This window comes from Nocardioides sp. 503 (genome assembly GCF_004522095.1).
Taxonomy (GTDB): Bacteria; Actinomycetota; Actinomycetes; order Propionibacteriales; family Nocardioidaceae; genus Nocardioides.
Genome location: NZ_SPUI01000002.1, coordinates 31441 through 54197, shown reverse-complemented (window position 1 = coordinate 54197; position 22757 = coordinate 31441). Strand labels below are relative to the sequence as shown.

Here is a 22757-nt window from a genome sequence, read left to right as displayed (position 1 = left end):
GACGGCGTACTCATGCTGCCTCAAGCCTACGTCCGGGGTCCCCCGGCGCTGGTGCTGGCGGTGGTCGACTGCATGTAACACGTTGTTATGACCTCTTCCACGTTGATATTTCGACGTGGAAGAGGTCATAGCAACGTGTTACATGGGATTCCAGCCCGCGCTCGATATCCACAGGCCCGAAGGTCAGGGGTGCAGGCCGGGTAGGCCGCCAGGCATCGTCGTGGGATGCATCCCGAACTCGCAGCGCTCATGAGGGCGCAGCAAGGGCTGGTCACGCGTGACCAGGCCCTGACGCTCGGCATGCATCCACGACGTCTGCAGCGGCTGCTGCGCTCGCGCGAGTGGGTGACCGTCCGCTGGGGCGTCTACGCGCTCGCCGAGGTGTCGCACCGTGCCACCACCCAGCGCGACCGCCGGCTGCTCGTCGACCGGGCCGCCAGCCTGCAGCAGCGTCGGTCCCACGTCATGAGCCACGACTCGGCGGCGTACGAGCTGGGGATGGCGATCCTGACACCGCTCGCGCCGCTGACCCACGTCACCCGGCCCGGCCTGGTGGGCTCGCACGTCCGCCGTGACGTCAAGCACCACCTCGCGCCGTACCGGGCGGACCAGGTCGTGGAGGTCGACGGCCGGCGGGTGCTCGACCTGGCGCGTACGGCGGCGGACTTGGCGCGCGAGCACCCCCTCGAGCACGGGGTGGTCGCCTGCGACTCCGCGCGTCGGATGGGGTGCACGCTCGAGGAGCTGTGGGCGGCGGTGGGGCCGATGCGCAACTGGCCGTACGTGACCCGGGTGCGCGAGGCGGTCGAGCTGTCCGACCCGGGCGCCGACAACCCCGCGGAGACGCTGGCTCGCCTCCTCGTCAGCGAGCTCGGCTTCGGCCGCCCCCAGACACAGTTCGGGATCACCGACGGGCGGCGCAAGGCGTGGTGCGACCTACGACTGGGGCGGCACGTCATCGAGTTCGACGGATGGGTGAAGTACCAGCGGGCCGCCCAGGGAGGGGTGGCTCTCGCCTCTGCCGAGGAGGTCCTGTGGGACGAGAAACAGCGCCAGGACTGGATATGCGGCTTCAAGCTGGGCATGTCGCGCCTGGTCTGGTCGGACCTGTGGGGCGACGCCAGGGTCGCGGCGCTGACGCGGGTCAGGCGGGAGTACCTCGAGACCGTCCGCCTCTACGGCACGTCCATCGACGACCTCGCGCCGTTCGTCATCCGCGGGCCCCGCCCCCGCCCGCACGCCGCCTGACCCCGTCTCGGCCCAGAGCGGCCGCAGACGCGCACCGGCGTCATGTAACACGTCGTTTTGACCTCTTCCACGTTGATATTTCGACGTGGAAGAGGTCATAACAACGTGTTACATCATCGCCGCCTACCCGTGGGCGGAGGACCAGAGCACGGCGACGGCGACGTTGGCGACGCTGAGGAGGATGAGGCCGACCCAGAGGCCCTGGGGGATGCGCTCCTTGCGGAGGTTGGCCATGACGAGGACCAGTATCACCAGGCCGATGACGAGCTTGACGCCGACCTTGGCGTGGTTGACGCCCGTGTCGCCGGCCTCCAGCACGCCGACGAGCGCGAGGCCGGCGAGGACCGCGGTGCCGGCGCCGTCGCGCATCGCGCCGTTGACCAGCTTGAACTGCGACCCGGCCTGGACGACCAGGCCGCCGAAGAGCGCGGCGAAGCCGAGCAGGTGCACGATCAGGAGGATCTGGCGCAGGGTGTCCATGTCGGCAGACTAGTGACCCGGCGCGGACCCAGCCATGCGGCTACTTCCTCTTGGGCTTGCGCGGCGCGGGTCGTACGACGAGCACCGGGCAGGGCGCGGAGTGCTGGACGCGCTGCGCGGTGCTGCCGAGCAGCACGGTGTCGCTCAGCCCCCGACTGCCCGCGGCCACGACCACGAGGCCCGCGTCGGCCTGCTTGGCCGCCTTGATGATCTCGGTGGCGGGCGAGCCGCTGCGGATCCTGATCTGCACCTTCGGTCCCCAGCCCTCGAAGACGCCGGCGACCACCTTGGTCGCGGAGTCGGCGGCGTCGCGGAAGGACAGGGACTCCAGGTCGGCCTTGGGCGCCTTGCGCGGGGTGAGGTCGTCGGCGAACGCGACGGCGGCGTAGGGCCGGATCACCGCGACGACCGAGACGGTGGTGATCTTCAACGGGTCGGCGAACGACTTGAGGTGACGGGCGGCCGCGAGGGACTGCTTGGACCCGTCGGTGGCGACGATGACGTGCATGCTCACAGCTCCTTGTCCGCCACGGCGGTGCCGGGCTCGACGGCGTTCGAACGGTCACGGCTGCCGAAGAAGTACTCCGCGAGGAAGAGCACCAAGCCGACACCGAGCAGGCCCGCGCACCAGATCAGGGAGTGCGGGTCGTCGTAGATCGTGAAGTACAGGATCGCGAGGTTGCCCACCAGGCCCACGAAGAGCAGGGGCGTGTTGGCGCGGAAGAACGGCCCGTCCTCGTCCTGGCCGCGCAGCTTGAGGCACGCGACGATCACCAGGGCATAGATCGCCAGCAGCAGGACGACCGTGACGGTGGCGAGACGCCCCACCAGGTCGATGCCGCCGCCGGCCTCCGTCACCAGGGTGCCGATGACCAGCAGTGCGCCCACGACGGCGCCGGAGAAGATCAGGCCGACCCAGGGGCTGCGGCGGACGGGGTGGACCTTCGCGAACACGGCGGGTACGACGTCCTCCTTGGCCATGCCGTAGAGGACACGGGGCTGGGTGACGATCGTGACCAGCGTGGTGTTGGTGATCGCGATCAGCGCGATGACCGAGAACAGCGTGGTCATGAAGTCGACCGAGATGGGCAGGACGTCGGCCTTGACCACCTCGAGCAGGGCGGCGTCCGAGCTGGCCAGCGTCTCCGTGGGCACGGTCAGGGCGGCCGCCATCGAGACCAGGACGTAGACCAGGCCGGCCACGATCATGCCGCCGACCAGCGAGCGCGGGAACGCCTTGTAGGGGTCGACCGTCTCCTCCGCGACGTTGGCGGTGTTCTCGAAGCCGGTCATCGCGAAGAACGAGAACGAGATGCCGGCCAGGATCGCGAGCGCGGGGCTGCTGAACTCCCCGGACGTGTCGATGTGGGTGAGGACGCCGAAGTCGGCGTCGCCCTGGAAGATGACGACGATGCCGATGATCAGCACGATGATCAGGCCACCGACCTCGACGAAGGTCATCAGCATGTTCATCACGACCGACTCGGTGATGCCGATGAAGTTGACGATCACGAGCAGCGCCACGAAGACCAGGGAGACCAGCAGGGCCGGAGGGCCGGACCAGAGGGTGTCGAAGTAGGACGCGAAGCCGACCGCCAGCGAGCCGGACGCCGCCATGCTGGCGGCGAGGAAGGACACGGTGATCAGGAAGGTGAGGGGGCGGCTGCCGAAGGCCTTGTTGACGTAGAGGGACGCACCCGCCGCCCGGGGGTACTTCGTCACCAGCTCCGCGTACGCCGACCCGGTGATCGCGGCGACGGAGACGCCGAGGGCGAAGGCGATCCAGAAGGCGCCGCCCACCGCCGCGGCGACCAGCCCCACGAGGACGTAGATCCCCGAGCCGAGCACGTCGCCGAGTGTGTAGAAGAAGAGCAGGCGACCGGTGATGGTCCGCTTGAGCTCTTCGCCGCCCTCGGGCTCTGCCGTGGTGTCGGGACTCGCAGTGCTCACAGGGGCCTCCTGGCTCGGGCGACGCGTCAGACCCGGATACCCGTCAGCGCGGCCCCCAAACCCCCGGTGACGAGCAGGTGTCCGTCAGGTGGTCAGAGCAGGCGGCGGTCCGAGGCCCAGCGCGTCAGCTCGTGGCGCGAGGACAGCTGCAGCTTGCGCAGCACCGAGGACATGTGGGTCTCCACGGTCTTGATCGAGATGAAGAGCTCCTTGGCGACCTCCTTGTAGGAGTAGCCGCGCGCGATCAGCCGCATCACCTCGCGCTCCCGCTCGGTGAGGCGGTCGAGGTCCTCGTCGACAGCAGCGACGTCGATGGAGCCGGCGAACGCGTCGAGCACGAAGCCCGCCAGCCGCGGGGAGAACACCGCGTCGCCGTCGGCGACGCGACGGATGGCCGAGACCAGCTCGGGTCCGGTGATCGTCTTGGTGACGTAGCCGCGGGCGCCGCCGCGGATGGTGCCGATCACGTCCTCGGCGGCGTCGCTGACCGACAGCGCGAGGAACGAGGTCTCCGCCCGTCGCTCGGCCGGCAGCCGACGCATCACCTCGACCCCACCGCCGCCGGGCAGGTGCACGTCGAGGAGTACGACGTCGGGCCGGTGGGCCACGACCGCGGCGATGGCCTCGTCGACGTCGGCGGCCTCGGCCAGCACCTCGACCACGCCGGCACCGACGCCGACGAGCTCGGCGCGCACGCCGCTGCGGAACATGGCGTGGTCGTCGACGATGACGACGCGCACGGGGGTCTGGTCAGGCATCGGGGTCCTCCTGGGTGGGGCAGGGCAGGTGCAGGCGGACCTCGGTGCCGGAGTCGCCGGAGCGGATCTCGGCCGTGCCGCCGTGGCGCTGCATGCGGTCGATGATGCTGTGTCGTACGCCGTAGCGGTCGTCGGGGGCCGCCTCCGGGTCGAAGCCCGGGCCGCGGTCGCGCACGAACACGTCCACGCCGCGGGGCGAGGCCTCGGCGTAGACGTCGACGCGGGGGGTGCCGGCGTGCTTGGCGGCGTTGGTGAGCGCCTCGCGCGCGGCGGCGACGATCGGCCGCAGCGTCTCGTGCATGTCGACGTCGCCGACGTTGACGACTTCGACCGAGACGCCGTGGGTGTCCTCGACCTCGGCCGCGACCCCGCGCAGCGCGGAGGCGAGGCTGCGCTCGTCGGTGGCCTCGCCGGAGTAGAGCCAGGCGCGCAGGTCGCGCTCCTGGGCGCGTGCGAGCTTGGCGACGGTCGCCGCGTCGGAGGGGTTCTTCTGGATGAGCGCCAGCGTCTGGAGCACCGAGTCGTGCAGGTGGGCGGCGACGTCGGCGCGCTCCTGCGTGCGGATCCGCTCGGCGCGCTCGTCGGTGAGCTCGGAGGCCAGGCGGAAGATCCACGGACCGACGACCAGCAGCAGCCCGGCCACGCCGAGCCCGCCGGCGATGAGCGCCCCTCGGGCCTGCTGCAGCGAGCCGTTGTCGAAGCCGAAGACGAAGAACGCCGACAGGAGCAGGACGACGCCCGCACCCACCCGCGCGTACGACGCCCAGCCGCCGTTGCCGAAGACGACCCGGACCATGTCGACCCGGCCGCTGGTGTCGAGCCACCGCTCGCGCTGGGCCTCGTCGGCCTGACGCCACAGCAGCGCCAGCCCCACCAGGCCGATGGCGATCGGCCAGACGACACCGCCGCGACCGACGACCGCCTGCAGGACCAGCACCGCGCCGAGCCCGAGCGCCGCGAGCGCGATGACCGGGCCCACGTCGCCCAGGCGGCGGATCCGGCCGGGCCGGCGACCACCGCGGCTGGCGCTCTCGAGGCCGGGCGCCTGCGTGACGAAGTGGGGCGCCGCCGGGAGCATCAGCCACAGGCCGGCGTAGAGGAAGATGCCCAGGCCGCCCATCACGGCGGTCACGACGAACGCGGCGCGCACCCACAGCACGGGGAGCCCGAGGTGGTGCGCCAGTCCGGCGGCGACGCCGCCGATGACCGGCTCGTGGGTGTCGCGGTAGGCGCGGCGGACCTCCGGTCGGAGCTCGGGCCGGGGCGGCGCAGGGGCGGTGGTCATCGTGGCTCCATCGTCACACAGCGCAGGCCTGCACCACATGAGGACTGACCCCGGTCCGACCCTGAGACCAGGGGCCTCGGAACGTGCCAGGATCAGGGTCGTCCCCGATGGTGGGGAGCACGGACGGGGAGCAGGCTGGAGCCATGACCACGACACCTCCCGAAGCGCCCTCGAGCGCCGGCGACCCCGGCGGCCAGGACGGCCCGCGGGTCACCCGCGACGAGGTCCGCGACCTCGGCCGGCTGCGCCGCTCCGCCTACGACCGCAAGGTCGCAGGCGTCGCCGGCGGCCTGGCCCGACACCTCGACATCGACCCGATCATCCTGCGCGTCGCGTTCGTGGTGCTCTCCTTCTTCGGCGGCGCCGGCCTGATCGTCTACGGCGCCTGCTGGCTGCTGGTGCCCGACGAGCGCACCCACAGCGCCACGGTCAACCTCGACGAGCGCAGCCGCACGTTCGCCCTGTGGATCGTGGGCCTCGTCGCGGCGCTGGCCATGCTGGGCGACTCGGTGGGCGGCTGGGGCTTCCCGTGGCCGCTGGCGGTCGTCGGGCTCGTCGTCCTGGCCGTCGTGATGAGCCGCGGCGAGCGGCCCGCCCCCGCCACCTTCTACGGCGCACCGTCCGGCCCCGGGGCGCCCGTCGACCCGGCCGGGAGCTCGACCGCGACCGTGCCGCCGGCGTACGCCCCGCCCTCGCACCCGGTCTACGTCCCGCTGCCGGTGCCGCCGCGCCACCCGCGCCGCCGCGGGCCCCTCCTGTTCTGGTTCACCCTGGCGCTGATCGCCGTCGCGGAGGGGGTCCTGGCGACCGTCGACCTGGCGGGGGCGAGCGTGAGCGACTCCAGCTATCCCGCGCTGGCGCTGGGCATCATCGGCGTCATGCTGCTGCTCGGCGCGTTCTACGGACGGGCCGGCGGCCTGATCGCCCTCGGCCTGCTCGCCGCGGTCGCCACGGCCGGGACCACCGCCGCCGGGGAGATCGATAGCGGGCGCATCGTCGAGTCCCCGCGCACCGTGGCGCAGCTCGACGACCGCTACGAGCTGGGGGCCGGCGAGATCGTGCTGGACCTGCGCCGGCTCGACGACCCCGGGGCGCTCGACGGCCTCACCCTGCACCTGGAGTCGACGTTCGGCCGGATCGAGGTCATCGTCCCCGACGGCGTCGACGTCGACGCCGACGCGACCGTCGACGGGCTCGGCCACTCCGCGCTGTTCGGTGACGACCGCGACGGCTCCGACCGTCACTTCCACGAGGGCGGCGACGACGCCCCCCTCCTCCAGATCGAGGCCGACGTCACCTTCGGCGAGATCGTCGTCGACACCCAGAGGAGCCCCCGATGAGCGACATGCGCGACACCGTCGAGGCCGGGCGGCACCCGGTCAACATCGGCCACCTGGTCATGGGCATCGCCTTCGTCGGCCTGGCCGTGGTCTGGTCGCTGATCGCGAACGACGTGGTCGAGGGCCGCGACGTGCGCTGGCTCCTGCCGATCCCGTGGGTCCTCGCCGGCGCCGCCGGTCTGGTCCTGGCCGCGACCACGACGCGACGCCGCCACGGCGTCCGCCACACCGGCTGGCTCGAGGCCCCGGAGACGACGGAGACCACGAGGACCACCGAGACCGAGGAGCGCGAGTCCTGAGCGGTCCGGGCGCCGCTCTTGGCAGCATGGGGTCGTGACCCTCCCCCGCCTCGGCACCCTCGAGCCCCTGCCCGCCGCCGACCGCCCCGAGCTCCTCGCTCCCCCGGTGGCGGCGGCGTTGGCGTCCTGGGACCACGCCGCCTCCCTGGCCGTGACGGCCATCGACGCGGCCCTGGCCGACACCGCGGCGTTCGGCGAGGCCTACGACGTGCCTCCCGAGGCCAGCGCCAACTGCGTGCTGGTCGCGGGGCGCCGCGACGGCGAGGAGCGGGTCGCTGCCTGCATCGTGCGCGCCGACACGCGCGCCGACGTCAACAGCGTCGTGCGTCGGCTGCTGGAGGTCCGCAAGTGCTCGTTCCTGCCCATGGAGCGCGCGGTCGAGGAGTCCGGGATGGAGCACGGCGGGATCACGCCGCTGGGGCTTCCGGCCAGGTGGCGGGTGCTCGTGGACGCCCGCGCGGTGGAGATCGGGACCGCGGTGATCGGCTCCGGCGTACGCCGCTCCAAGCTGCTGCTCCCCGGCTCGCTGCTGGCCCTCCTGCCCGGTGCGGAGGTGGTGACCGACCTCGCACGCTGAGGTCGCTTAACCGTTCGCGGGCAGGGGCCCGAGGTCCGTAGGCTGGGGTGAGTGCGCCGCCTCCCTCTCGACCATCCCGGGACCGCGGACCACCGCACCCCGGGCCGCTTCCTGTGGTGGATGGCCCTCGCGCAGTGGCGCACCCTCGCCGGCGGCATGTTCTTCGGCATCGTCTGGATGAGCGCGCAGGCCGTCATGCCCGCCGTCATCGGCCGCGCCATCGACCGCGGTGTCGCCGACCGCGACGGGGACGCGCTGCTCGGGTTCGCCGGCCTGCTGCTGCTGATCGGGCTGGTGCAGGCCGCCGCCGGGATCATCCGGCACCGCTTCGCGGTCACCAACTGGCTGATCGCGGCCTACCGCACCGTGCAGCTGGTGGGCCGCCACACCGTCCACCTCGGCGGCGCGCTGCCGCGCAAGGTCTCCACCGGCGAGGTCGTCGCGATCGGCACCAGCGACATCTCCCACCTGGGCCAGGTCATGGACGTGTCGGCCCGCTTCGCCGGCGCCGTCGTGTCGTTCCTGCTGGTCGCCGTGATCCTCCTGCAGACCTCCGTCACGCTGGGCCTGATCGTGCTCCTGGGCGTGCCGCTGCTCATGCTGCTGGTGGGTCCGCTGCTCTCCCCGCTCCAGCGGCGCAGCACCCGGCAGCGCGAGCTGATGGGGCACCTGTCCAACACCGCCACCGACATCGTGGGTGGCCTGCGCGTGCTGCGCGGCGTCGGCGGCGAGCAGGTCTTCCACGACCGCTACCGCCGCGAGAGCCAGACCACCCGCCGCGCCGGCGTGGAGGTCGCCAAGCTGCAGTCGGTGCTTGACGCCCTCCAGGTGTTCCTTCCGGGCACGTTCGTCGTGGTCATCGTCTGGGTGGGCGCGCGCTACGCCGTCTCCGGCACCATCACCGCCGGCGAGCTGGTCGCCTTCTACGGCTACTCCGCGTTCCTGATGATCCCGCTGCGCACCGCCACCGAGTTCGCCAACAAGCTCATCCGCGCCCGGGTCTCGGCCCGGCGGGTGTGCCACGTGCTGGGGCTGACCCCCGACGTCACCGAGCCGGCCCACCCGGCGCCGCTCCCAGCACCGGGCTCGGAGCTGCGCGACCGGCGCAGCGGCCTGCGGGTCCGGCCGGGCGCGGTCACGGCGATCGTGAGCGAGCAGCCCGACGACTCCGCCGCGCTCGCGGACCGGCTCGGCCTCTGCGCACCGGAGGTCGACGACGACGTGACCCTGGGCGGGGTGCCGCTGGCCGCCATGAGCCGGTCCGACGTACGTCGCCGGATCCTGGTCTCCGACACCGGCGCCGCGCTCTTCTCCGGGCCGTTGGGCGACCGGCTCGACCTCACCGGCACCGCGCGCGGCGACGGCAGGCTGGACCGGGCACTGCACACCGCCTCGGCCGACGACATCCTGGCCGCGCTGCCCGAGGGCCTCGACACCCTCGTGACCGAGCGCGGGCGCAGCTTCTCGGGCGGCCAGCGCCAGCGGCTCGTCCTGGCGCGGGTGCTCACGGTCGACCCCGAGATCCTGGTCCTGGTCGAGCCGACGTCCGCCGTCGACGCCCACACCGAGGCGCGCATCGCCGGGCGCCTGCGCGAGCAGCGCTCCGGCCGCACCACCGTGGTCACCTCCACGAGCCCGCTGATGCTCGACGCCGTCGACGAGGTCGCGTTCCTCCAGGACGGCGTCGTGGTCGCCACGGGCACCCACGGCGAGCTGCTGCGCACGCACGCCGGCTACCGCGCCGTCGTGACCCGCGAGACCGAGCTGACCGGGGCGGCGGAGGCATGAGCGACACCACCCTGCCCGTCGCCGGCCCCGGCGCCCTGCGGCAGTACGTCCGCGAGCTCGCGCGCCGCCACCCGCGGCTGCTCTGGGGTGCGCTGGCGCTCCACGTCCTCGCGGCGGCCGCCGCGCTCGCGGTGCCCCGCCTGCTCGGCGACCTGGTCGAGGCGGTGGAGCGCGGCACCACCACCGGGCACGTCGACCGCGTGGTCGCCGCACTCGCCGGGTTCCTGGTGCTTCAGACCGTGCTGACGCGCTTCGCGCGCTATGTCAGCCAGGTGCTCGGTGAGGAGGTCCTGGCCGAGCTGCGCGAGGACTTCGTCGGCAACGCCCTGGCCCTGCCGGTCGGCGTCGTCGAGTCGGCCGGTTCGGGCGACCTGCTGACGCGGACCAGCCGTGACGTCGACCAGCTGGGCTGGTCGGTGCGCATGGCCCTGCCGGAGTGGACGATCGCCGTCGTCACGGCCGTCCTGACCTTCGGCGCGGCCGTCAGCGTCGGCTGGTGGGTCGCGCTCCCCTGCCTGCTCGGTGCGCCGCCGCTCGTGATCGGGCTGCGGTGGTACCTCGCGCGGGCCAAGGACGGCTACCTGCGGGAGAGCGCGTCGTACTCCACCATCAACGCCAGCCTCACCGAGACCGTGGAGGGCGCCCGCTCCGTCGAGGCCCTCGGCCTGGGCACCGAGCGCATCGAGACCATCGACCGCGACATCGCCGCGTCCTTCCGCGCCGAGCGCTACACGCTCTACCTCCGCACGGTGTTCTTCCCCGCCATGGAGCTCAGCTACCTCGTGCCGACGGTGGCCACGCTGCTCTTCGGCGGCTACCTCTACACCCAGGGGCAGGTCTCGCTCGGCGACGTCACGGCGGCCACGCTCTACGTGCAGATGCTGATCGACCCGGTCGACCGCATCGTGTCGATCCTGGACGAGCTGCAGATGGGTGCCGCGTCGCTGGCGCGCCTGCTCGGCGTGGCCCAGGTGCCCGACGACCGGCAGGTCTCGGGCGAGCGCCCCGACGGAGAGGGGATCGAGGCGCGCGACGTGCGCTTCTCCTACGTCGAGGGGCGCGACGTGCTGCACGGCATCGACCTCACGGTCGGCGTCGGCGAGCGGATCGCGATGGTGGGTCCGTCAGGCGCCGGCAAGTCGACGCTCGGGCGGCTGCTCGCGGGCATCCACCCTCCGCGCACCGGAGCCGTCACCGTCGGCGGCGTCGGCCTGGTCGAGCTGCCGCTGCAGGAGCTGCGCGGGCACGTGGCGCTGGTGACGCAGGAGCACCACGTCTTCGTCGGGACGCTGCGCGAGAACCTCGCCCTCGCGGCCCCGCCGGGTGCCGCCGACGCCGAGATCCGCGAGTCCCTCGGCGCCGTCGACGCCCTCGACTGGGTGGACGCGCTGCCGGAGGGCCTCGACACCGTCGTGGGATCGGGCGGGCGGACCCTCACCGCCGCCCAGGCGCAGCAGGTCGCGCTGGCCCGGCTGGTGCTCGCCGACCCGCACACGCTGGTGCTGGACGAGGCCACGTCGCTGATCGACCCGCGCGCGGCGCGTCACCTCGAGCGCTCCCTGGCCGCCGTGCTCGAGGGGCGCACCGTCATCGCGATCGCGCACCGGCTGTTCTCCGCCCACGACGCCGACCGGGTCGCCGTCGTCGAGGACGGGGTCATCTCCGAGCTGGGCTCGCACGACGAGCTGGTCGCGGCCGGCGGGTCGTACGCCGCCCTGTGGGACAGCTGGAACGGGCGCCACTAGGCACCCGGCCCGGTGTCCGTCAGTGCAGGCCGTCAGCGCAGGCCGGAGATCCGCACGCCCGAGTGGGCCTTGTAGCGCTTGTTGATCGAGATCAGCACCGCCGTCAGGGGCTCGAGCTGGCGGGCCAGGCGCAGCTTGCCGGCGTCGATCCCGTCGCGGCCGGTGACGCTGCGGGCCAGCTCGATGGCGACGGCCTTGCCCTCGGTGGTGTCGCCGCACACCAGGACGTCCTCGTCGTCGAGGTAGTCGGCCTCGCCCCACAGGGTCACGGCCGACACGTGGTGGAAGGCGCCGACGACGGTCGCGTCCGGGGCGATGCGCTGCGCGGACTCGGCGGCCGAGCCGGCGCCGTCGTCGATGATCCGGCCGTGCGGGCCCTGCTTGTCGAAGGCCAGCGGGTTGACGCAGGAGATGACGACCTTGCCCTCGAGCGGGAGGGTGGCGACGAGCTCGTCGTGACCGTCGTAGGGCACGGCCAGCAGGACCACGTCGGCGTCGGCGCACGCGTCGGCGTTGGCAGCACCGGTGACCGCGCCCGCGCCCTCGACGCCGGCCAGCCGGGCGGTGACCTCCTCGGCCACGGGGACGGCCTTCTCGGCCGCGCGCGAGCCCAGCACCACGGTGTGCCCGTGCCGGGCGAAGCGGTAGCCCAGGCCCCTGCCCTGGGGGCCGGTGCCACCGATCACGGCGATGCGGAAGGTCGTCACAGGCGGGCTCCTCGGGGTGCTGGGTGGACCAGCAGTGTCTCACCGCCCTCCCGGCGCGCCGCGGTGAGATCGCTTCCTGGGACCAGGGTCACCCGCCCCCGCCTTGCCATCGTGACAGCGGCCTTGTCACAGTGGCGGCGTCATCCACGCCGATCCCAGGGGTCTCCATGAAGCTGTCCATGCCGCTCGTCTACGCCGGCAACCCGCGCGAGTCCGCCGACCAGGTCGCGTCGCTGGAGAAGGCGGGCCTGGACACCATCTGGGTCGCGGAGCCCTACGGCTTCGACGCGCCCACGCTCATGGGCTACCTGGCGGCCAAGACCGAGACCGTCGAGATCGGCGCGGGCATCCTCAACGTCTACTCGCGCACCCCGGGCGCCCTGCTGCAGACCGCGGCCGGGCTCGACAACGTCTCGGGCGGACGCGCGGTGCTGGGGCTGGGCGCCTCGGGGCCTCAGGTCATCGAGGGCTTCCACGGCCTGCCCTACGACAAGCCCCTCGGGCGCACCCGCGAGGTCATCGAGATCGTCCGCATGGGCCTGCGCCGCGAGGCGCTCGTGAGCGACGGCATCTTCAAGCTCCCGCTCCCCGCCGACCAGGGCCTCGGCCTCGGCAAGCCGCTCAAGCTGCTCAACAAGCCCGAGCGCCCGGTCGTCCCGATCTGGGTCGCGGCGCTGGGCGACAAGAACGTCCGGATGACCGCCGAGGTGGCCGACGGCTGGCTGCCCTTCCTCTTCCACCCCGAGAAGGCCAAGGACGTGTGGGGCGACGCCCTGGCGGCCGGTACGGCCACGCGCTCCCCCGAGCTCGGCCCGCTCGAGATCAGCGCCGGCGGCATGGTCGCGATCGGCGAGGACGTCAAGGGGATGCTCGACTTCCTGCGCCCGATGTACGCGCTCTACGTCGGCGGCATGGGCGCCCGCGGCAAGAACTTCTACAACGAGCTCGCCTGCCAGTACGGCTACGAGAAGGAGGCCCAGCAGATCCAGGACCTCTACCTCGGCGGCAACAAGCGCGACGCCGAGGCCCTCGTGCCCCTGGAGTGGCTCGAGGCCGGCAACCTGGTCGGGCCGGCGTCGTACGTCAAGGAGCGCATCGCCGCCTTCACCGAGGCCGGCGTCACCAACCTCTCGGTCTCCCCCGCCTCCGACGACCCCGCCGCCACCATCCGCCAGGTCAAGGAGTGGATCAGCTGACCCGACCCTCGGACCTCGCGCAGGTCAGCGGCGGAGGGACCTCGTGATGACGGCGTTGGCGGCGCGCTGGAAGCCGGAGACGACGGCCTCGAGGGTGAGCTGGCGCAGCCGGGCGACGGTGTGCTCGAGACGGGCGGCGTCCTCGGGCGAGTGCGGCTGACGACGGTAGGGCTCGAGGATCTCGTCGCGCAGGATGTCGGTGAGCTCGTCGGCGAGCGCCTCCATGTGGTGCCGGATGGCACGGTCGGCGCGGGCGATGCCGGCCTCGGGCATGTCCAGGTCGAGCAGGCCCAGGCCGACGTCGAGGTTGGGCATGACGACCCAGTCCTCGTCCGTGCGCTCGATCAGGCCGAGGCTGACCAGGAGCCGCAGGTGCTCGTCGGTGAGCGGGCGCCCCGCCTTGGCCACGAGCTCGTGCTCGCTCAGCCGCTCGGGCGGCCGGCCGGTCCAGGAGGTGAGCATCGCGCGCTGGAGCTGGAGGTCCTCGACCCCGGCGTCCAGCGGGACGCCGGCCAGCACGCGCTCGATCGCCTGGAGGGTGAAGCCGTGCTCCTGGAGCGCGCGGACCAGCTCGAGCCGGGCGCGGTGCACCGCGTCGTAGTAGGCGATGCGGCCGCGACGGACCGGTGCGGGGATGAGGCCCAGGCTGGCGTAGTAGCGGGTGGTCCGCACGGTCATGCCCACGGCGGCCGCCAGCTCGTCGACCGTCAGCAGCCCCTCGCTGGGGTCGGCGGCCGGGACGCTCATGACCGTCACAGTAGTGCTGGCCCAGCATCCACGAGAGATTCCGGCGACCGGCTTGAATGCTGACAGCATTGCTGTCACAGTGGCGCTGAGAAGGACATGGCCGTCCCGCCTGTCCCCCGCACGCCTGGAGGCCCCGATGCCCGACACCCCCACCATCTGCGAGCAGGAGCACGAGGACTTCCGTGCCACCGTGCGCTCCTTCCTGGAGAAGGAGGTCGTCCCGCACCACGCGGAGTGGGAGAAGGACGGGCAGGTCAGCCGCGAGGTCTGGCGCAAGGCCGGCGAGCAGGGCCTGCTCTGCTTCGACGTCGACGAGGAGTACGGCGGCGCCGGGGTCAAGGACTTCCGCTACAACATGGTCGTCGCCGAGGAGATGTGCCGCGTGGGCGCCAGCGGCCCCGGCTTCCCGGTCCACACCGACATCATCGTCCCCTACATCAGCCAGCTCGGGACCGAGGAGCAGAAGCAGCGCTGGCTCCCGGGCCTGGTCAGCGGCGAGCTGATCTCCGCCATCGCGATGACCGAGCCGGGCGCCGGCTCGGACCTCCAGGGCATCCGCACCTCCGCCGTCGACAAGGGCGATCACTACGTCCTCAACGGCTCCAAGACCTTCATCAGCAACGGCATCCTCTCCGACCTCGTCATCGTCGTGTGCCGCACCAACCCCGAGGCCGGCCACCAGGGCATCAGCCTGCTGGTGGTCGAGCGCGGCATGGCCGGCTTCGAGCGCGGGCGCAACCTCGACAAGGTCGGCATGAAGGCGCAGGACACCGCCGAGCTGTTCTTCGACAACGTCGAGGTGCCCAAGGAGAACCTCCTCGGCGAGGAGGGCTCGGGCTTCATCTCGCTGATGGTCAACCTGCCGCAGGAGCGGATCTCGATCGCCGCCATGGCAGTGGCGGCCGTCGAGCACGTGCTGCGGCTGTGCCTGGACTACGCCAAGGAGCGCGAGGCGTTCGGCAAGCCGATCGGCAAGTTCCAGAACACCCGCTTCATGCTGGCCGAGATGGCCACGGAGGCTCACATCGCCCGGGTGTTCGTCAACGACTGCGTGACGCGGCTCAACGCCGGCGACGTCGACACCACGCTGGCATCGATGGCGAAGTGGTGGACCACGGAGCTGCAGACCAAGGTCGTGGACCGCGGCGTCCAGCTGCACGGCGGCTACGGCTACATGATGGAGTACCCGATCGCCCGGGCCTTCGTGGACAGCCGCATCCAGACCATCTACGGCGGCACGACCGAGATCCAGAAGGAGATCATCGGGCGCAGCCTCGGCATCTGACGTTCCGGCGACACCCTTGTCCGGACGTGTGGCCCACGCCACACTGTGCGCAGCCCACCCGAGGAGACCCATGAGCAACGACGTACTGGCCGAGCGCGCGCGGATCGAGGCGGCAGTCGCCGGGCAGACCCTGCCCGACGCCCTCCTCCGGACGGTCGCAGCGAACGCCGACCAGCCGGCGTACTCCGACAAGCACCACCGCACCGGCGACGAGGCGTGGCGCACCCTCACCTGGGCGGAGGTCCGCGAGCACACCCTGGACGTGGCCGCCGGCCTGATGGCGCTGGGCGTGGCTCCGGGCGACACCGTGGCGGTCATGGCGACCAACCGGGTCGAGCACGTGCTCGCCGACTTCGGCGCGGTGCACGCGGCGGCGACGCCGATGTCGATCTACAACACGCTCTCCCCCGAGCAGGTCGCTTACGTCGCCGGGCACGCCGAGCCGAGCGTCGTGATCCTGGAGAACGCCGACCACCTGGCCCGCTGGGGTCGCGCGCTGGACGAGTCGGGCAGCGTGCGCAAGGTCGTCGTCATCGACGCCGCCGCCGTTCCCGAGGGCGAGCGCTTCGAGAGCTGGGACGACCTCGTGGCCGCCGGCCGGGCCCACCGCGCCGCCCACACCGACGAGGTGGAGGCCCGCCACCGCGAGCTGACCCCCGACTCGGCGGCGACGATCCTCTACACCTCGGGCACCACCGGCAACCCCAAGGGCGTCGTGCTCAGCCACTTCAACGTCCTCTACGAGGCGCTGAGCACCCTGGAGGCGGCGGGACTCGAGGGCGGGCAGCGCCAGGTGAGCTACCTCCCCTTCGCCCACATCGCCGAGCGGGTGCTGGGCATCTACGGGCCGCAGGTCGTCGGCGGCCACATCCACTGCATCGGCGACCCCAGCGAGCTGCTCGCCGCGCTGGGCGAGGTCCACCCCACGGCGTTCTTCGGCGTCCCGCGCGTGTGGGAGAAGATCAAGACCGGCATCTCCGCCAAGCTGGCCGCGGACCCCGACCCCGCCAACGTCAAGATGGTCCAGGACTCCATGGCCGCGGGGCTGGCCTGGGTCGAGGCGCAGGAGTACGGCGGCACGATGACGCCCGAGGTCGAGGAGGCCTACCAGGCCGCCGACGCGGCCATCCTCGGCTTCCTCAAGCTCCTGCTCGGACTCGACCAGGTCACCTGGGCCGCGTCCGCCGCCGCACCGATGCCGCTCGAGGTCGCGCGGTTCATGGCGGGGCTCGGCCTCAAGGTCTTCGACGTCTACGGCATGACCGAGACCTGTGGGGCCGTCACGGCCAACGGCCCGACCGGCTTCAAGCTCGGCACCGTCGGCCGCGCCACCCCCGGCATGGAGATCGTCCTCGGCGAGGACGGCGAGGTGCTCGTGCGCGGTCCGGTCAACACGTCGGGCTACCACCGCCAGGAGGAGGCCACGCGCGCGCTCATCGACGCGGACGGCTGGGTCCACACCGGCGACATCGGCACCCTCGACGAGGACGGCTTCTTCTCGATCGTCGACCGCAAGAAGGAGCTGATCATCACCTCCGCGGGCAAGAACATCGCGCCGTCCAACATCGAGAACTACCTCAAGGAGTCGCCGATCATCGGCCACGCCATGGCGGTCGGCGACGCCCGGCCGTACGTCGTCGCCGTGCTCACCCTCGACTCCGAGGTCGCGCCGGCCGTCGCGCAGCAGCTGGGCCTGGAGTTCCGGGACCTCGCCGACCTCGCCCAGAAGCCGGAGATCCTGGCCATGGCGCAGGCCGCCGTGGACGCGGCCAACGAGCGGCTCTCGCGCCCCGAGCAGGTCAAGGCCTTCGAGCTGCTGCCCGTGGAGTGGACGGCGGAGTCCGAGGAGCTCACGCCGACGCTGAAGCTCAAGCGCCGTGTCGTCAACAAGAAGTACTCCGACGTGCTGGAGCGCCTCTACTCCTGAGGACCCGCGGTGCGGGGCGTCGACGGCAGCTGGCGCTCCGGTCCAGACCAGTGGGACGGCGCGGTCACACCCGGCCCCTGAGCGGTGTCGGGTGGACAACCGCAGGTCAGGCACGGGATTGCGATGAGTTCGGGTCGACCCCGAGGTCTGATCGGGGAAATCCCTGATGCGGACCGTCCGCGCCCACTGAGAGGCTCCCCCTCATGCACCGTCAGATCGCAGGCAGGCTCACCGGCAGGATCAGCAAGTGGATCGTGCTGGTCGGCGCGGTCGTCATCGTGGGGCTCATGGCTCCCCTCAACGCCAAGCTCGTGGACGTCCAGAACAACGAGGCCTCCTCGTGGCTGCCGGAGTCCGCGGAGTCGACCAAGGTGCTGGAGGCGCTGACCGGCACCGTCGACCCCAACGACATCGACACCCTGGTCGTCTACCACCGCGACGGCGGGCTCACGCCCGCGGACCTCGAGGCGCTCGACGCCCAGGCCGCGGAGATCGCGAAGGTCGACGGAGTGACCAAGGAGGGCGTGCTCTCGCCCACCACCGCCGAGCAGGCCGGGATCCCGGTCAAGCTGGTGTCCGACGACGGCGAGGTCGCCAACCTCGCGTTCACGTTCAACTTCGGAGCCGACGGCTGGCTGTCGATCCCCGACGCCGCCAAGGAGGTCCGCGACATCGCGAAGATCGACGGGGTGACGGTCCACCTCGCCGGCTACGGCGGGCAGGCCGCCGACGCGTCCGAGGCGTTCGAGGGCATCGACACGACCTTGATCGGGGCCACGCTGCTCGTGGTCATCGTGATCCTGCTCCTCACCTACCGCAGCGCCTACCTGTGGCTGCTGCCGATCCTCTCGGCGGTCTTCGCCTACATGATCTCCGGCGGCGTGGTCTACCTGCTCGCCAAGTACGCCGACCTCACGGTCAACGGCCAGAGCCAGTCGATCCTCGGCATCCTGGTGATCGGCGCCGGCACCGACTACGCCCTGCTGCTGGTCGCGCGCTACCGCGAGGAGCTGCGCCGACACGAGGACCGCCACGACGCGATGGCGTTCGCCCTGCACCGCGCGACCCCGGCGATCCTGGCCAGCGCCGCCACGGTGGTCATCGGCCTGCTGTGCCTGGTGTTCTCCGACCTCAACTCCACCGCCGGACTCGGTCCGGTGCTGGCCGTGGGAGTCGCCGTGACGTTCCTCGTCATGGTGGTGCTGCTTCCGGCTCTCCTGGTGATCTGCGGCCGCTGGGTCTTCGGCCCGCAGGCCACGAGTCACCGCAAGTGGACGCTCGTCAGCGCGTCGATGCTGGGCGGCGGCGTGCTCCTTGCCGTCCTGGCCGGCGTCGTCGGTGGCGGCGTGGGCGGCTTCCTCGGGGCCATCGGAGCCTTCGCCGCGCTGCTGGGACTGCTGGCGCTGATCCAGGTCGCGATCGAGCACTGGACCAGCGTCCACAGCCGACCCGACTTCGGCTCCCGCGAGCCGACCGGCACCGGCTTCTGGGCCAGGGTGGGCTCCCGCATCCAGCCCCGACCGCGGCGCGTCTGGGTCGTCACGACCGGCCTGCTGCTGCTCGCCTGCCTCGGCCTGTTCAAGCTCGACCCGTCGGGTCTGGCGCAGGACGAGCAGTACACCAAGGAGTTCGACTCGATCAAGGGTCAGGCCCTGCTCACCGACCACGGGCTCGCCGACACCTCCAACACCGTCCAGGTGGTGACCAACACCGCGCAGGCCGCCGACGTGGCGGGCGCCCTGTCCGACGTCGACGGGCTCGGCGACCCGAGCCAGCCGGCCGACATCGGCGACGGCCGCTCGTTCTTCACCGCCACGCTCGGCAGCGACATGTCCTCGCCCGCCTCGTTCGACGCGGTCGAGGCCGCCCGCGACGCCGCCCACGCGGTCGACGGCGCGGATGCGCTGGTCGGTGGCGGCTCGGCGTTCTACCTCGACACCAAGATCGCCTCCGAGCGGGACAACCGGGTGATCATCCCGATCGTGCTCGTCGTGGTGCTGCTGATCCTGATGATCCTGCTGCGAGCGCTGCTCGCGCCGCTCATCCTCATCGGCACCGTGATCCTGTCCTTCGGAGCCGCCCTGGGCATCTCGGCGCTGCTCTTCACCGAGGTGTTCACGCGCATCGGCCTGTTCGAGGTCAACGACGGGTTCGCCCACGCCGACCCCGGGTTCCCACTGTTCGCGTTCGTCTTCCTCGTGGCCCTCGGCATCGACTACAACATCTTCCTGATGACGCGGGTGCGCGAGGAGACGGCGCAGCACGGCACGAGGCAAGGGTCGCTGATCGCCCTGTCGTCCACGGGCGGGGTGATCACCTCCGCCGGGCTGGTGCTGGCCGCGACGTTCCTCGTCCTCGGCTCGCTGCCCCTGGTCTTCCTCGCCCAGCTGGGCGTGGCGGTGGCGCTCGGCGTCCTGCTCGACACCATGATCGTCCGCTCGGTGCTGGTCACCGCGATCAACCTCGACCTGGGCGGCAGGATCTGGTGGCCGAGCAAGCTCGACCGCGACGGCCACGAGGTCGTCCCGGGGACGACGGAGGACGAGGAGAAGGTGCCCGTCTGAGCGGCGTCCGCGACGTTCCAGCGGGTGGGCCGGGGGGGTCCTCCGACCGACCCGCGCCTATCGTGGACGGGGTGACCGAGCTCCCCACGCCCCAGCAGGTCCGTCGCGCGCTGGCGCGGGCGGAGCGCGCGGCCGCGCTCGACGTCGCGGAGGCGACCGTGCTGCTCGCAGCCCGGGGCGAGGACCTCGACCGGCTCACCGCCGCCGCCGCTCGCGTGCGCGACGCCGGGCTCACCGCCGCGGGCCGCCCGGGCGTCGTGACGTACTCCCCCAAGGTCTTCATCCCGGTCACCAAGCTGTGCCGCGACCGGTGCCACTACTGCACGTTCGTGGAGTCGCCCGGCCAGCTGCGTCGCGCCGGGCACGAGATGTTCCTGTCCCCCGACGAGATCCTCGACATCGCCCGCCGAGGTGCCGAGATGGGCTGCCTCGAGGCGCTGTTCACGCTGGGCGACCGCCCCGAGGACCGCTGGCCGGAGGCCCGCGAGTGGCTGGACTCCAAGGGCTACGACTCCACCCTGGCCTACGTCCGCGCGATGGCGGTGCGGGTGCTGGAGGAGACCGGGCTGCTCCCCCACCTCAACCCCGGCGTCATGTCGTGGGAGGAGATGAACCGGCTCAAGCCGGTCTCCCCCTCCATGGGGATGATGCTCGAGACGACCTCGCGGCGGCTGTTCGAGACCAAGGGCGAGGCCCACTTCGGCTCGCCCGACAAGGACCCCGCCGTCCGGCTGCGCGTCCTCGAGGACGCCGGTCGGCTCTCGATCCCCTTCACCACCGGGCTCCTGGTGGGCATCGGCGAGACGCTGCAGGAGCGGGCGGAGACGATCTTCGCGCTGCGCAAGGTGTCGACCCAGTTCGGTGGCGTGCAGGAGGTCATCGTCCAGAACTTCCGGTCCAAGCCGGACACCGCCATGCGCCACGCCGACGATCTGCCGCTGGACGACTACCGCGCGGTCATCGCCGTCACCCGCCTCGTCCTCGGGCCCAAGGCGCGCGTCCAGGCGCCGCCCAACCTCGTGGACCTCCAGGAGTGCCGCGCCTTGCTCGACGCCGGCGTCGACGACTGGGGTGGCGTCTCGCCGCTGACCCCGGACCACGTCAACCCCGAGCGCCCCTGGCCCAGCCTCGAGCGGCTGACCGACCTCACCGCCCAGTGCGGCTTCGAGCTCAAGCCACGGCTCACGGTCCACCCCGAGTACGTCCGCGCCGCCCTCGACGGCGGCAGCCCCTGGCTCGACCCCCGGGTCTCGGCGCACGTCGCCGCCCTCGCGACCGACGACGGCCTCGCGCGGCCCGGCGTACGCCCGGTCGGGCTGCCCTGGCAGGAGCCCGACGGCGGCTTCGCCTCGGCTGGTCGCACCGACCTGCACACGGCCGTCGACACCGAGGGCCGCACCGAGGACCGTCGCTCCGACTTCGCCGACGTCTACGGCGACTGGGGCTCGGTCAAGGACGCCGCCGCCAGCACCGGGAGCGTCGACGGCGCCCCCGCGGTGCTCCACGCCGAGGGCGCCGACGCCCTGCGCGCCGCGGAGACCGACCCGGGCAACCTCTCCGACGAGCACGCCTACACGCTGATGACCGCCGAGGGCCCTCTCCTCGACCAGGTGACGAGGCTGGCCGACGACCTGCGCCGCGAGACCGTCGGGGACGACGTCACCTACGTCGTCAACCGCAACATCAACTTCACCAACGTCTGCTACGTCGGCTGCCGGTTCTGCGCCTTCGCCCAGCGGCGCACCGACGCCGACGCCTACAGCCTCTCCCTCGACGAGGTCGCCGACCGCGCGGAGGAGGCCTGGGACCTCGGCGCCACCGAGGTGTGCATGCAGGGCGGGATCGACCCCGAGCTGCCCGCGTCGGCCTACTTCGACCTCGTCACGGCGGTCAAGACCCGCGTCCCCCACATGCACGTGCACGCGTTCTCGCCGATGGAGATCGTCAACGGCACCGCCCGCACCGGCCTCTCGATCGAGGACTTCCTGATCAAGGCCCGCGAGGCCGGGCTCGGCTCGCTACCGGGCACCGCCGCCGAGATCCTCGACGACGAGGTCCGCTGGGTGCTCACCAAGGGCAAGCTCCCCACGCGCACGTGGATCGAGGTCATCTCCACCGCCCACCGCGTCGGCATCCCGACGACGTCGACGATGATGTACGGCCACGTCGACAACCCGCGCCACTGGGTCAACCACCTGCGCGTGCTCAGCCGCATCCAGGACGCCTCCCTCGAGCACGGCGCGGCGCGCTTCACCGAGTTCGTCCCGCTGCCGTTCGTGCACACCTCCTCGCCGATCTACCTCGCCGGCGTGGCCCGTCCCGGGCCCACGATGCGCGACAACCTCGCGGTCCACGCCATGGCACGGATCCTGCTGCACGGCCGTATCGACAACATCCAGACCTCCTGGGTCAAGCTCGGCACCGAGGGCACCCGCGCGATGCTCCGGGCCGGCTGCAACGACGTCGGCGGCACGCTGATGGAGGAGACCATCTCGCGGATGGCCGGCTCCGAGCACGGCTCGGCCAAGACGGTGGCGGAGCTGGTGGAGATCGGCGCCGGGATCGGCCGCCCGGTGCGCGAGCGCACCACGACGTACGCCGCTCGCTGACCGCGCCGCGCCCCTCGCGTCCGCGCCGCCCACCTCCGGTTAAACGGTGTGTCGAACAACAAACCCCCGGGGTTCCACCCTGGATCAGTGCGCGTGCCCGTATCGTCAATGGCGGTCCAGACCAGCAACCACGCGGCGCTAGGACACGTTCTGGAAACATTTTCTTCATTCTCTGGACGTGACTGCAGTCACTGCTTAAGTTGTGCGAGACAACAAACAGGCGCCTTTTCTTCGGTGGAGGCGGCGCCCATC

At 71.9% G+C, this 22757-nt stretch carries 18 protein-coding genes; 11 read left to right on the top strand and 7 right to left on the bottom strand.

Features of this window, described 5'->3' with window-relative positions; translation table 11 throughout:
* The first annotated feature begins 225 nt into the window (after window positions 1–225).
* A complete protein-coding gene (locus tag E4622_RS01270; RefSeq protein WP_134738289.1) occupies window positions 226–1248 on the top strand; it encodes a type IV toxin-antitoxin system AbiEi family antitoxin domain-containing protein in 1023 nt (340 codons plus the stop codon).
* A 123-nt stretch (window positions 1249–1371) separates the two neighbouring features.
* Here the strand turns inward: E4622_RS01270 and E4622_RS01265 are convergent, their stop codons facing one another.
* The 5 genes from E4622_RS01265 to E4622_RS01245 all read right to left on the bottom strand — a co-directional run bounded on the left by E4622_RS01265 (window position 1372) and on the right by E4622_RS01245 (window position 5721).
* A complete protein-coding gene (locus tag E4622_RS01265) occupies window positions 1372–1728 on the bottom strand; it encodes a hypothetical protein (protein WP_134738288.1) in 357 nt (118 codons plus the stop codon).
* Window positions 1729–1768: 40 nt separating this feature from the next.
* Window positions 1769–2236 (bottom strand): universal stress protein, encoded by a 468-nt coding sequence (locus E4622_RS01260; protein ID WP_134738287.1) that lies wholly within the window; start codon window positions 2234–2236, stop codon window positions 1769–1771.
* A gap of 2 nt (window positions 2237–2238) precedes the next feature.
* Entirely contained in the window at window positions 2239–3678 is a 1440-nt protein-coding gene (locus E4622_RS01255; RefSeq protein ID WP_134738286.1) for an APC family permease, read from the bottom strand.
* Between the two features lie 92 nt (window positions 3679–3770).
* Entirely contained in the window at window positions 3771–4436 is a 666-nt protein-coding gene (locus tag E4622_RS01250; RefSeq protein WP_134738285.1) for a response regulator transcription factor, read from the bottom strand.
* Window positions 4429–5721, bottom strand: coding sequence for an ATP-binding protein (locus E4622_RS01245; protein WP_134738284.1), 1293 nt, complete (start codon window positions 5719–5721; stop codon window positions 4429–4431). The genes E4622_RS01250 and E4622_RS01245 overlap by 8 nt, the downstream gene beginning before the upstream one ends.
* Before the next feature lie 143 nt (window positions 5722–5864).
* Between E4622_RS01245 and E4622_RS01240 the strand changes: the two genes are divergently transcribed.
* The 5 genes from E4622_RS01240 to E4622_RS01220 are packed head-to-tail and all read left to right on the top strand — an operon-like array spanning window position 5865 to window position 11470.
* Window positions 5865–7061 (top strand): PspC domain-containing protein, encoded by a 1197-nt coding sequence (locus E4622_RS01240; protein WP_167735938.1) that lies wholly within the window; start codon window positions 5865–5867, stop codon window positions 7059–7061.
* The gene (locus E4622_RS01235; RefSeq protein ID WP_134738282.1) at window positions 7058–7360 is read left to right on the top strand and encodes a hypothetical protein; all 303 of its coding nucleotides are present in this window, start codon (window positions 7058–7060) and stop codon (window positions 7358–7360) included. Before E4622_RS01240 ends, E4622_RS01235 begins: the two co-directional genes overlap by 4 nt.
* 34 nt (window positions 7361–7394) lie before the next feature.
* On the top strand, window positions 7395–7937 hold the full coding sequence (locus E4622_RS01230) for a YbaK/EbsC family protein (RefSeq protein ID WP_134738281.1): 543 nt from the start codon (window positions 7395–7397) through the stop codon (window positions 7935–7937).
* Window positions 7938–7988: 51 nt separating this feature from the next.
* Window positions 7989–9725: an ABC transporter ATP-binding protein gene (locus tag E4622_RS01225; protein ID WP_209021742.1), complete on the top strand. Its 1737-nt coding sequence runs from the start codon at window positions 7989–7991 to the stop codon at window positions 9723–9725.
* Window positions 9722–11470, top strand: a complete 1749-nt coding sequence (locus E4622_RS01220; RefSeq protein WP_134738280.1) for an ABC transporter ATP-binding protein — start codon at window positions 9722–9724, stop codon at window positions 11468–11470. The genes E4622_RS01225 and E4622_RS01220 overlap by 4 nt, the downstream gene beginning before the upstream one ends.
* A gap of 32 nt (window positions 11471–11502) precedes the next feature.
* Here E4622_RS01220 and npdG read toward each other — a convergent pair whose 3' ends face one another.
* Complete coding sequence (gene npdG / locus E4622_RS01215; RefSeq protein ID WP_134738279.1) at window positions 11503–12177, bottom strand: NADPH-dependent F420 reductase; 675 nt, start codon at window positions 12175–12177, stop codon at window positions 11503–11505.
* Window positions 12178–12344: 167 nt separating this feature from the next.
* Between npdG and E4622_RS01210 the strand changes: the two genes are divergently transcribed.
* Window positions 12345–13373 carry an LLM class F420-dependent oxidoreductase gene (locus E4622_RS01210; RefSeq protein ID WP_134738278.1) on the top strand — a complete coding sequence of 343 codons (1029 nt, stop codon included), beginning with the start codon at window positions 12345–12347 and terminating at the stop codon, window positions 13371–13373.
* A 24-nt stretch (window positions 13374–13397) separates the two neighbouring features.
* Here E4622_RS01210 and E4622_RS01205 read toward each other — a convergent pair whose 3' ends face one another.
* Entirely contained in the window at window positions 13398–14120 is a 723-nt protein-coding gene (locus E4622_RS01205; protein ID WP_134738277.1) for a MerR family transcriptional regulator, read from the bottom strand.
* Between the two features lie 136 nt (window positions 14121–14256).
* Between E4622_RS01205 and E4622_RS01200 the strand changes: the two genes are divergently transcribed.
* The 4 genes from E4622_RS01200 to E4622_RS01185 all read left to right on the top strand — a co-directional run bounded on the left by E4622_RS01200 (window position 14257) and on the right by E4622_RS01185 (window position 22505).
* The gene (locus tag E4622_RS01200; protein WP_134738276.1) at window positions 14257–15405 is read left to right on the top strand and encodes an acyl-CoA dehydrogenase family protein; all 1149 of its coding nucleotides are present in this window, start codon (window positions 14257–14259) and stop codon (window positions 15403–15405) included.
* Window positions 15406–15475: 70 nt separating this feature from the next.
* Complete coding sequence (locus tag E4622_RS01195; protein ID WP_134738275.1) at window positions 15476–17332, top strand: AMP-dependent synthetase/ligase; 1857 nt, start codon at window positions 15476–15478, stop codon at window positions 17330–17332.
* 203 nt (window positions 17333–17535) lie between these two features.
* Window positions 17536–19896 (top strand): MMPL family transporter, encoded by a 2361-nt coding sequence (locus E4622_RS01190; RefSeq protein ID WP_134738274.1) that lies wholly within the window; start codon window positions 17536–17538, stop codon window positions 19894–19896.
* 71 nt (window positions 19897–19967) lie between these two features.
* Window positions 19968–22505 carry a bifunctional FO biosynthesis protein CofGH gene (locus E4622_RS01185; protein WP_134738273.1) on the top strand — a complete coding sequence of 846 codons (2538 nt, stop codon included), beginning with the start codon at window positions 19968–19970 and terminating at the stop codon, window positions 22503–22505.
* Window positions 22506–22757: the final 252 nt, after the last annotated feature.